The sequence below is a fragment of the Nocardia sp. NPDC056541 genome (assembly GCF_042794235.1).
GTDB lineage: Bacteria > Actinomycetota > Actinomycetes > Mycobacteriales > Mycobacteriaceae > Nocardia.
Genome location: NZ_JBHTUD010000034.1, coordinates 24,589 through 34,484, shown reverse-complemented (window position 1 = coordinate 34,484; position 9,896 = coordinate 24,589). Strand labels below are relative to the sequence as shown.

Annotated in this window: 11 protein-coding genes; 5 read left to right on the top strand and 6 right to left on the bottom strand. The window is 68.7% G+C overall.

Going from position 1 to position 9,896, the window contains the following annotated elements; genetic code table 11:
* Positions 1 to 451 precede the first annotated feature (451 nt).
* Positions 452 to 1,216, top strand: coding sequence for a ribonuclease PH (gene rph / locus ACFQ9R_RS33540; RefSeq protein WP_378638916.1), 765 nt, complete (start codon positions 452 to 454; stop codon positions 1,214 to 1,216).
* A 2-nt stretch (positions 1,217 to 1,218) separates the two neighbouring features.
* On the top strand, positions 1,219 to 1,824 hold the full coding sequence (gene rdgB, locus ACFQ9R_RS33535; RefSeq protein WP_378996673.1) for an RdgB/HAM1 family non-canonical purine NTP pyrophosphatase: 606 nt from the start codon (positions 1,219 to 1,221) through the stop codon (positions 1,822 to 1,824).
* A gap of 63 nt (positions 1,825 to 1,887) precedes the next feature.
* Here rdgB and ACFQ9R_RS33530 read toward each other — a convergent pair whose 3' ends face one another.
* The 3 genes from ACFQ9R_RS33530 to ACFQ9R_RS33520 all read right to left on the bottom strand — a co-directional run bounded on the left by ACFQ9R_RS33530 (position 1,888) and on the right by ACFQ9R_RS33520 (position 3,775).
* Positions 1,888 to 2,265 carry a DUF3817 domain-containing protein gene (locus ACFQ9R_RS33530; RefSeq protein ID WP_378996671.1) on the bottom strand — a complete coding sequence of 126 codons (378 nt, stop codon included), beginning with the start codon at positions 2,263 to 2,265 and terminating at the stop codon, positions 1,888 to 1,890.
* Positions 2,262 to 2,690 (bottom strand): transcriptional regulator, encoded by a 429-nt coding sequence (locus ACFQ9R_RS33525; RefSeq protein WP_378996669.1) that lies wholly within the window; start codon positions 2,688 to 2,690, stop codon positions 2,262 to 2,264. The genes ACFQ9R_RS33530 and ACFQ9R_RS33525 overlap by 4 nt, the downstream gene beginning before the upstream one ends.
* 74 nt (positions 2,691 to 2,764) lie before the next feature.
* Entirely contained in the window at positions 2,765 to 3,775 is a 1,011-nt protein-coding gene (locus ACFQ9R_RS33520) for a GlxA family transcriptional regulator (RefSeq protein WP_378996667.1), read from the bottom strand.
* A 103-nt stretch (positions 3,776 to 3,878) separates the two neighbouring features.
* On the opposite strand from ACFQ9R_RS33520, the gene ACFQ9R_RS33515 reads away from it, so the two are divergent.
* Complete coding sequence (locus tag ACFQ9R_RS33515) at positions 3,879 to 4,817, top strand: NADP-dependent oxidoreductase (RefSeq protein WP_378996665.1); 939 nt, start codon at positions 3,879 to 3,881, stop codon at positions 4,815 to 4,817.
* On the opposite strand, the gene ACFQ9R_RS33510 is transcribed toward ACFQ9R_RS33515, so the two are convergent.
* From ACFQ9R_RS33510 to ACFQ9R_RS33500, 3 genes are all read right to left on the bottom strand, one after another.
* The gene (locus tag ACFQ9R_RS33510; RefSeq protein ID WP_378996663.1) at positions 4,818 to 5,693 is read right to left on the bottom strand and encodes an oxidoreductase; all 876 of its coding nucleotides are present in this window, start codon (positions 5,691 to 5,693) and stop codon (positions 4,818 to 4,820) included.
* A gap of 37 nt (positions 5,694 to 5,730) precedes the next feature.
* On the bottom strand, positions 5,731 to 6,648 hold the full coding sequence (locus tag ACFQ9R_RS33505; protein ID WP_378996661.1) for an RNA polymerase sigma factor RpoD/SigA: 918 nt from the start codon (positions 6,646 to 6,648) through the stop codon (positions 5,731 to 5,733).
* An 81-nt stretch (positions 6,649 to 6,729) separates the two neighbouring features.
* Positions 6,730 to 7,017, bottom strand: coding sequence for a hypothetical protein (locus tag ACFQ9R_RS33500; RefSeq protein ID WP_378996657.1), 288 nt, complete (start codon positions 7,015 to 7,017; stop codon positions 6,730 to 6,732).
* A gap of 107 nt (positions 7,018 to 7,124) precedes the next feature.
* Between ACFQ9R_RS33500 and ACFQ9R_RS33495 the strand changes: the two genes are divergently transcribed.
* Both ACFQ9R_RS33495 and ACFQ9R_RS33490 read left to right on the top strand, forming a co-directional pair.
* Entirely contained in the window at positions 7,125 to 7,757 is a 633-nt protein-coding gene (locus ACFQ9R_RS33495; RefSeq protein ID WP_378996655.1) for a TetR/AcrR family transcriptional regulator, read from the top strand.
* Positions 7,758 to 7,863: 106 nt separating this feature from the next.
* Entirely contained in the window at positions 7,864 to 9,855 is a 1,992-nt protein-coding gene (locus tag ACFQ9R_RS33490; protein WP_378996676.1) for an MDR family MFS transporter, read from the top strand.
* The last annotated feature ends 41 nt before the right edge of the window (positions 9,856 to 9,896 follow it).

Here is a 9,896-nt window from a genome sequence, read left to right as displayed (position 1 = left end):
CTCGAGACTCGCGCCTGCGGCGCATGCGCTTCGAGCGCTGACCGGCGACCCGGCCGCGGACCGGCCACTTCGTGGCCGTCCCTCCCTAGGGGTCGGGAGTGCGGTGGCTGGTGGTGCGGTCATGGCGGATCTGGGGTTGAACGGTGGGGCCGGCTAGTGCGGTAGGGCTGCGGACTTCGGGTGTACGGAGTCGCTAAGAGTGCGGTAGGGGTGTGGACTTCGGTGTGTGTGGAGTCGCGGGGAGTGCGGTAGGGGTGTGAGCTTCGGGTGTGTGGAGTCGCGGGGAGTGCGGTAAGGGTGTGGACTTCGGGGTGCGCGGTGTCGCGGGGAGTGCGGTAGAGCTACGGACCTCGGGGTGTGCGGTGTCGCTGGGAGTGCGGTGTGGGCGCGGGCTTCGGAGGCTTCGGTGTGGCTGGGCGGGGAGTGGGGGGCACGCGCTAGTGTGTCGGCTGTGTCTAGACGAGCTGATGGTAGGGCGGATGACGAACTCCGCGACGTGAAGATCACTCGGGGATTCACTACGCACCCGGCGGGGTCGGTGCTGGTGGAATTCGGGCAGACGCGGGTGATGTGCACCGCGAGCGTCACCGAGGGGGTGCCGCCGTGGCGCCGGGATTCGGGGCTGGGCTGGCTCACCGCGGAGTACGCGATGCTGCCCGCGGCCACGCACACGCGCAGTGGGCGGGAGTCGGTGAAGGGCAAGGTCGGTGGGCGGACGCAGGAGATCAGCAGGCTGATCGGGCGCTCGCTGCGGGCCTGCATCGACCTGGCCGCGCTCGGCGAGAACACGATCGCGCTCGACTGCGATGTGCTGCAGGCCGACGGTGGCACGCGCACCGCCGCGATCACCGGCGCCTATGTGGCGCTCTCGGACGCGGTGACCTACCTGGCCGCCGCGGGCAAACTGGCTGATCCGCAGCCGATTTCGTGCATGATCGCCGCGGTGAGCGTGGGTGTGGTCGACGGGCGTGTTCGCCTCGATCTGCCCTACGAGGAAGACTCGCGCGCCGAGGTCGACATGAACGTGGTGGCCACCGACACCGGAACTCTGGTCGAGATCCAGGGCACCGGCGAGGGCGCGACGTTCCCGCGGTCGACCCTGGACAAGATGCTCGACTCGGCCTTCGCCGGTGCCGAGCAGCTGTTCGCGATCCAGAAGGCGGCGCTGGCACTGCCGTACCCGGGCACCTTGCCCGAGCCGTCCGCGAAGAAGTAGTCGTGGCCGTGCGTGTGCTGGTCGCCAGCCGAAATGCCAAGAAGCTGAAGGAGCTTCGCCGGATCCTCGATGAAGCCGGGGTGGCCGGAATCGAATTGGTGAGCCTGAACGAGGTGCCCCCGTACGAGGAGGCGCCCGAGACCGGCGCCACTTTCGAGGAGAACGCGATCGCGAAGGCGCGTGACGGTGCCGTCGCCACCGGATTGCCCTGCGTGGCAGACGATTCCGGCATCGAAGTCGACGCGCTGAACGGGATGCCGGGTGTGCTGTCGGCGCGGTGGGCGGGCGGCCACGGCGACGATGCCGCGAACAACACCCTGCTGCTCGCCCAGCTGGGCGACGTCCCCGACGACCGTCGCGGCGGCCGTTTCGTCTCCACCTGCGCGCTGGTCCTGCCCGACGGTACGACCACGGTGGTGCGCGGCGAATGGCCCGGCACCATCGCCCGTGAACCGCACGGTGACGGCGGTTTCGGCTACGACCCGCTGTTTCTCCCCGAGGGCGGTACCGGCAGCGCCGCCGAACTCACCCCCGCCGAAAAGGACGCGGTCTCCCACCGGGGCCGCGCGCTCACTCAGCTCATCCCGGCCCTGGCCGCCCTGGCCTGACCGACCACACAACACAAGCGCCGCCGCTCCGGATTGCCGGGGCGGCGGCGCTTTTCGTGCAAGTCAGAGGCTGTACTGCTGCTTCACGTCTTTGGCGTTGCGGTGCTCGACGAAGAACGACAGCAGCGGGATGGTGCCGGCGACGAGGGTGCCGACGGTGCGGCCGATGGGCCAGCGGACCTTTACGGCGAGGTCAGCGGTGACCAGCAGATAGGCGAAGTACACCCAGCCGTGCACGACCGCGATCCAGCTGGGGGTGTCGACGCCGAAGCCGTACTTGGCGATCATCTCGACGGTGAGCAGCAGCAGCCACAGGCCGGTGACCCAGGCGAGTACGCGGTAGCGCTGCAGGGCCGAGGTGATCTTGGCGGTGGGGGCGCTGCCCGCGGGGGCGGCGGTGGCTTCGTCCGGAGACGGTGTGGTGGTGGTGTTGTCGGTCACCCGGCGTTCCTCTCGGGGGAATGCAAGCCGGCGGTGCGGACCTGCGCATCGATGTCGCTGGCGTGCAGTTGCGCCAGGTACTGGTTGTAGGCGGCTGTTTCCGGGTCGTCGGACTTCGCGGCCTTGGGGCGTTCGGGCAGGATGCCCGCGGGGATCTCGCGCGGCGCCTCGGCCTTGCCCGGACGCGGCGACGCGGGCTCTTCGGCCTCGCGTTCCAGCCGCACGAACCGCACATAGGCGAACACCGCGAACCCGGCGAACAGCGGCCACTGCAGTGCGTAGCCGAGATTCTGGCCGGTTCCCGACGACGATTCGAACCGTTCCCACTGCCACCAGGCCAGCGCCAAGCAGCCCAGCGCGACGACGCAGACCAGCGCGATCAGGGCCGGTCGATTGTGCGCCGGGCGAGGAGGTGGAACGGACACGCGCTCCACGGTACCCGCCTACTACAGAGCACGTAGGAGCAGGTCGCGGCCGGAGTCAACCGCGGAGTCGGGCGTCACAGCACAGTGGTCCGGGTGGCGCGCGGGCGCGAGGTCCCGGCCTGGAAGGTCTGGCGGTAGGCGGTGGGGGAGACGCCGATGGCGGCGGACAGGTGCTGGCGCAGGGAGGCGGCGGTGCCGAGGCCCGCGTCGGCGGCGACGCGGTCGATGGGGAGGTCGGTGGCTTCGAGGAGGTGGCGGGCGTGGTCGACGCGTTGCTGCGTCAGCCATTGGCCGGGTGGGAGGCCGGTTTCCTCGCGGAATCGGCGGCAGAAGGTGCGCACGCTCATGCGAGCGTGGGCGGCGAGTTCGGTGAGCGGGAGCGGGCGATCCAGGTGGGTCATGGCCCAGGCGCGGGTGGCGGCGGTCGTCGCGGTGCTGGGTTCGGGGATCGGCCGGTCGATGAACTGGGCCTGTCCGCCTTCGCGCCACGGCGGCACGATGCACAGGCGGGCGACCTGATTGGCGACCGCGCTGCCGTGATCGCGGCGCAGCAGGTGCAGGCAGGCGTCGATGCCGGCGGCGCTGCCCGCCGCGGTGAGGATGCGTCCTTCGTCGACGAACAGCACGTCGGCATCCATCCTGACTTGCGGGAACAGAGCGCGAAACCGATCGGCTTGTCGCCAGTGCGTGGTCGCGGGGCGGTCGTCGAGCAAGCCGAGGGCGGCCAGGACGAACGCCGCGGTGCAGATCGACACGATGCGGGTATCCGGCCGGAGTCGACCCAGCGCATCGGCCAGGTCGGCGGGCATCCACTCCTCCTCGGGGGCGTCACACGCGGAGAAGGGCGGGATCACCACGGTGTCGGCCTCGGCGAGCGCGCTGCTGTCGTATTCGACGGCGATGGTGAAGTCGGCGTTGGTCGAGACCGGGGCTCCGTCGAGGCTGCAGGTGCGCACGTCGTAGAGCGCGGCGCCGTCGGGATCGGTCGCCGTGCCGAAGATCCGGGCGGGAATTCCCAATTCGAACGGATAGACCCCGTTCAGCGCCAGAACCACCACGCGATGCATGGCAAGATTCTTGCACATATTGGCTTTCTTGCCACTCGTCGATGATTCGCGCACCCGGCATCGTGGACTTCACACGGCCGGTTCGCAGCGAAACGGCCTGGGAGACACAGGGAGAAGCGCCATGCGGGCAATCGGTCAGGACACCTTCGGCGGACCCGAGGTCCTGCGGGTGATCGAGGTCGACAAGCCGAGCCCCGGACCGGCCGAAGTGCTGATCCGCGTGCACGCGGCCGGGGTGAACCCGACCGATTCCTGGCACCGCGCCACCGGCGGACTGCTCGGCGCGATCGCACCGCTGGGCTGGGATGTGTCCGGTGTGGTCGAGGCCGTCGGCGTCGGTGTCACCCTGTTCGCGCCGGGCGACGAGGTCTTCGGCATGCCGCGTCAGCCGCGCGCCGCGGGCGCCTACGCCGAGTACGTCACCGCACCGGCCCGCCACCTCGCGCGCAAGCCGTCGAATCTCACCCACGTCGAAGCCGCCGCGCTGCCGCTCGTCGCGCTCACCGCCTGGCAGGCGCTGGTCGACACCGCCGACGTGCGGCCCGGCCACCGGGTCCTGATTCATGCCGCCGCGGGCGGGGTCGGGCATGTCGCGGTGCAGATCGCCAAGGCGCGCGGTGCGTACGTCGTCGCCACGGCGCGGGCCGACAATCACGACTTCGTTCGCGACCTCGGCGCCGATGAGGTGATCGATTACACCGCAACAGATTTCGTCGACGCGGCCGATGGCATCGACATCGTCGTCGACACCATCGGCGGCGAATACGGCCCGCGCTCGCTGCGAACCCTCCGGCCCGGCGGCATCATCGTGTCGCTGGCCTCCCCGGCGGAAGCGGCCCTGGTGGAGGTCGCCCGCCCGCTCGGCCTGCGGGCCGGGTTCATGATCGTCGAAGCCGACGGCGCGGGTCTGCGCGCTCTCGCGGACCTGGTCGAAAGCGGTGCGCTGCGACCGCACGTGGAAACGGTTCTGCCACTGGAACTCGTGGGCAAGGCCCACGAGATCAGCGACAATCAGCGCACCCGCGGCAAGATCGTGCTCACGGTCACGCAGTGCGGATGATCAGAACTTGTAGCTGATCCCGGTCATCCGCTCGGATTCCTCCCACAGCCTGCGCAGCAGCTCGGGATTGCGCGAGATCTTGCTCGACGGGCACGCCTCGACCGGTCCCTGCGACTGCATCAGCCGGTTGGGGCCCCAGTACACGGTGGGGTCGGCGTCCGGCTCGGTGGCCGCGAACAAGGTGGAGTGGGCGGCCTTGTGCGGCGGGTGGCCGATGAGCCTGATGAATGGCTTGCTGACCTTGTCGAGGGGGGTCTCGGTGCGGGCGAACAGGTCGGTGGCCGAGACCCCGGGGTGCACGGCGTAGGACTTCTTCGCCGACCCGGCCTCGGTGAGCCTGCGCTGCAGTTCACGACCGAACATCAGGTTGGCGAGCTTGGCCTGGGCGTAGGCGAGATTGCGCTGGTAGCGGCGGTTCTCGTAGTTGAGGTCGTCGATCCACAGCTTCGGGGTCTGCTTGTGGGCGATGCTGGCGAGCGAGATCACCCGGTCGCGCACGCGGTCGAGCAGCAGTCCGGTGAGGGCGAAGTGGCCCAGGTGGTTGACGCCGAACTGCGTCTCGAACCCGTCGGCGGTGCGCGAGAACGGGATGTTCATCAGGCCCGCGTTGTTGATCAGCACATCGAATTCGCCCTGCTGCGCGGCGAATTCGCGCACAGAGGCCAGATCTGCCAGGTCGAGCGCGGCCACCCGCACGTCACCGGGGATGGCGTCGGCGATCGGTTGCGCTTTGCTCGCGTTGCGGCAGGCCATGATCACCGTGGCGCCCTTGTCTGCGAGCACCTTGGTGGTCTCGGCACCGAGGCCGCCGTTGGCCCCGGTGATCACGAACGTGCGCCCGGACTGGTCCGCGATGTCAGTTGGTTTCCATGCCATGCGCCTATCTTACTCTGGAGTAAGATAGGAGGGAAGGTCAGCCCAGCAATCCGGTCAGCGTACGGGTGCAGGCGGGTTTGCGCAGCTTGATCATGGCTTTCGCCTCGATTTGACGCGCCCGTTCGCGGGAGAAGCCGAGCGCCGAACCCACCTCCTCCAGCGTGCGGCCCTCGCCGCGGTCGAGGCCGAAACGCAGTCGGATGACGGCGGATTCGCGCTCGGTGAGCCCCGCCAGGGCCGCCTCCACATAGCCCCCGAGCATCCGAGCCGCGACCACCTCCGCCGGCATGGGCGTGGTGTCGGGCAACAGCGAGCCCAGATCGGTGTCCTCGCCGACGGGCGCGTGCAGCGACACGGGCTCGGCTTCGTGCCGCAGCACCGCCGCTACCTGCGCGACGGTGAGGTCGGCGCCCGCGGCCAGTTCCTCGGTGGTGGCCGCGCGCCCCAGTTGATGCGCCAGCTCGCGCCGCACCCGGATCACCCGATGCAGGACATCGGCCACATTCGAGGGCAGCCGGATCGTGCGCCCCTGATCGGTGAGCGCGCGCCCGATCGACTGCCGGATCCAGAACGTCGCGTAGGTGGAGAGCTTGAGGCCGCGCTCGTGGTCGAATTTCTCCACCGCGCGCATCAGCCCCAGCGTGCCCTCCTGGATCAGATCGAGCAGCGACATCCCGGTGTTGGTCGGGAACCGGCGCGCGATGGAGACGACCAGGCGCAGATTCGCCCGCACCATGTGATCTTTCGCGCGCAGTCCGTCGAGTTCGGTGCGGCGCAACAGTTCTCGTTGTGCGGCGGTGAGTTCGGCACCGGCCGCATCGATCTCGGCCCGCGCGGTCGCGCCCGCGGCGATCCGCGCACCGAGGGCGTATTCCTGTTCGGCGGTCAGCAGGGGAGTGCGTCCGATGGCGGTCAGGTAGTCGCGAATGGGATCGGCGGTGACGGTGGTGGTCAAGAGAACTCCCGTTCGATGTGGGGCTGGTGACCGGTGGGGTGAGGCAGCCCCACCGGTCGGGTTACGCGGGGAACGCAGTGACTACTTGCCGGGAATCCGGATCGGGCGGCGCACGGCCGTCGACCGGGTCTGCGCGCCGCGAATGGCCGAGCCGGTTCCACGTCGCCGTGGGGTCGGGAAATGCGCGTCGGCGCGGCGTGCCGCCCGGGGCCGGCCGGGCAGGGGGAGGGGTTGCGGCGCGGTCGTGATCTCGCGGACCGCGTCGTCGAGTGAACTTCGCATCGTCGTGAATCGGGCCATATCGGCTGCTCCTTCGGTGGTGGAACGGGTGTCGAGGGGCTCGGCGGCGATATCGGGTCCGTGCGGCATGCGCTGTCTCCTTCGATCGTGTCGCTTGCGGCGACGGGCATAAACTTAGAACGAACCTAAAAATATGTCAAGAACAAATTTAGGACGAGTTCAGATATGCTGGTGGCATGACGACGCAGCAGGGCCTCAGGGCCAGGAAGAAGCAGCAGACCAGGGAGCAGATCTCGGACCGGGCGACCGAGCTGTTCCTGGCTCGCGGATTCGACCAGGTGACCATCGCCGAGGTGGCCGCGGCCGCCGATGTCTCGAAGATGACGGTCACCAACTACTTCCCCCGCAAGGAAGACCTGGCACTCGACCTCGGCGAGATCTACATCGATCAACTCGCGTCGATCGTTCGGGAACGCGCGCCCGGCCAGTCGGCACTGGCCGCGCTGCGTCACGCTTGCCTGGCGGCCATCGCGGCGCAAGACCAGCTCATCGGCTTCAGCGGCGAGCCGTTCGCCAGGATGATCGCCGACAGTCCCGCGCTGACTGCGCGCGGGCGCGATTTGCACGACGCCCGTCAACTGGCACTGGCCGACGTACTCGCCGCCGAGACAGGTGCCGCGCCCGAGGACATCACCCCGCGCGTCGCCGCGGCCCAGATCGCCGGCGTGCAACGGGTGCTGTTCAACGAGATCATGCGCCGCACCCTCGAAGGCGAATCCAACGCCGAGATCGCCGCCGCGCTGACCCGTGATGCCGAGATCGCGTTCGACACGCTCGAACCCGGCCTGGGAAACTACGCCGTCCGCTGAGCGATCGGTGGCGATTGCTGCCGTGTCACTGAGCTCCCGTGCGGGACCTGAAAGCCCATACTGAGGCATGCCGGATGGTGTTGCTGTGGACAAGCCCGTCGAGCCGATGAGTAAGGCGAAGATCAACATTGTCTTCGCGACGGTGGTGCTCGGCATGCTCATGGCCGCCCTCGACCAGACCATCGTGTCGGCGGCGCTGCCCTCGATCGTCGCCGACCTCGGCAGCGCCGGGCACATGGCCTGGGTGGTGACCGCGTATCTGCTCGCCGAGGCCGTCGCGACCGCGCTCGCGGGCAAGCTCGGCGACCTGTTCGGCCGCAAACTGCTGTTCCAGATCAGCGGCATCATCTTCATCGCAGGCTCGGCGCTGGCCGGCGTCGCGGGCGGCATGGGTGTGCTGATCGTGGCGCGCGGAATCCAGGGCGTCGGCGCGGGCGGGCTGATGGTCACCTCGATGGCCTTGATCGCCGACACGATTCCGCTGCGCGAACGCGGCAAGTATCAGGGCGCCCTCGGCGCGGTGTTCGGCGTGACCACCGTCGTCGGGCCAACTCTGGGCGGGTTGTTCACCGACCACGCGAGCTGGCGCTGGTGTTTCTACGTGAATGTGCCGATCGCGATCATCATGGTGGTGATGGCGGCGCGCACGCTGCCGCATCTGCGCGCGGTCACCCGGCCGGTGATCGACTACCTCGGCATCGGCCTGATCGCGCTCGGTGTGTCGTCGCTGATCCTCGGGCTCGAGTTCGGTGGTAGCGAATATCCGTGGGGCTCTTGGCAGATCATCGGTTTGTTCGTGCTCGCCGCCGTGCTGATCACCGGGTTCGTGCTGGTGGAGAACCGCGCGAAGGAGCCGATGCTGCCGATGCGGTTGTTCAGCAGCCGCGTATTCACCGTGTCGTCGGTGCTCAGTTTCATCGTCGGTTTCGCGATGCTCGGTTCGATGACCTATCTGCCCGCCTATCTGCAATATGTCGACGGGGCGACGGCGACGATCTCCGGCGTCCGCACCCTGCCGCTGGTGGTCGGCCTGTTCGTCACCTCGGTTTTCTCCGGTCAGGTCGTCGGCAAGACCGGGCAGTACCGGTACTTCCCGGTCGTCGGCATGGCGGTGATGGCGGTCGGCCTCGCCCTGATGTCGACGATGGGCCGCGGCACCAGCGTGTGGCTGGAATCGCTGTACATGCTGATTCTGGGTGCCGGGCTCGGCCTGTCGATGCAGGTACTCACCATCGTCGTGCAGAACACCGTGCCCTACGCCGATCTGGGCACCGCCACCTCGGGCGTCACCTTCTTCCGCACCCTGGGCAGCGCGTTCGGCACGGCGGTCTTCGGCACGCTGTACAACAGCAAGATCGAGTCCGCGCTGGCGCAGGCATTGCAGCAGGCCCCCGGTATCTCACCGGAGGTGGCGGCGAATCCGAAACTGTTGCGCGAGTTACCGCTCGCGCAATCGGAGCCGATCATCGACGCGTACGCGAGTTCGATCGACTACGTGTTCCGCTGGGTCGTTCCGGTGGCGCTGGTCGGCTTCGTCGTCGCATGGTTCCTGCCGCAGGTGCGCTTGCGCGACAGTTCTCGCCACGGTGCGGGCGATGTCGGGGAGGGCTTCTCGGTACCCGATTCGCACGACCGGGTGGTGCAGCTGGAGCGCTCGGTCGCCACGACGGTGCGCAAGGCCAGGGCGGAGAAACCGCTCATCCCCGAGCTCATCGCCGCTTCGGGCAGCACGCTGAGCCCGGACTCGGCGTGGGCGCTGGGGCAGGTGTACCTGTACTCCAAGGACGAGGTGCCCGCCACGGTGTATGCCATCGCCTACCGGCACCGGCTGCCGGTGGAGGTGCTGTCGCCGGTTTTTCGCCAGGCCGTCGACGCGGGTCTGCTGCACGACGACGGGGGCACCCTGTCGCTGACCGCCGACGGCGACGCCGAGGTCGACAAGCTGCGCGCCGGCTGGCGCCGCTGGCTCGGCGACCGCCTCGACGACTGGAATTCCGAGGATCCGGTCGACCGCGCGCTGCTCGACGCGGCGCTGTCGAAGATCGCGGCCAAGCTGCTCGACCAGGGTGCTGATAGCAGCGAGGTATCGAAGGTCTGATGTCGGTTGTCCACTCCACTGAACGAACCTTGCCGCCGAAT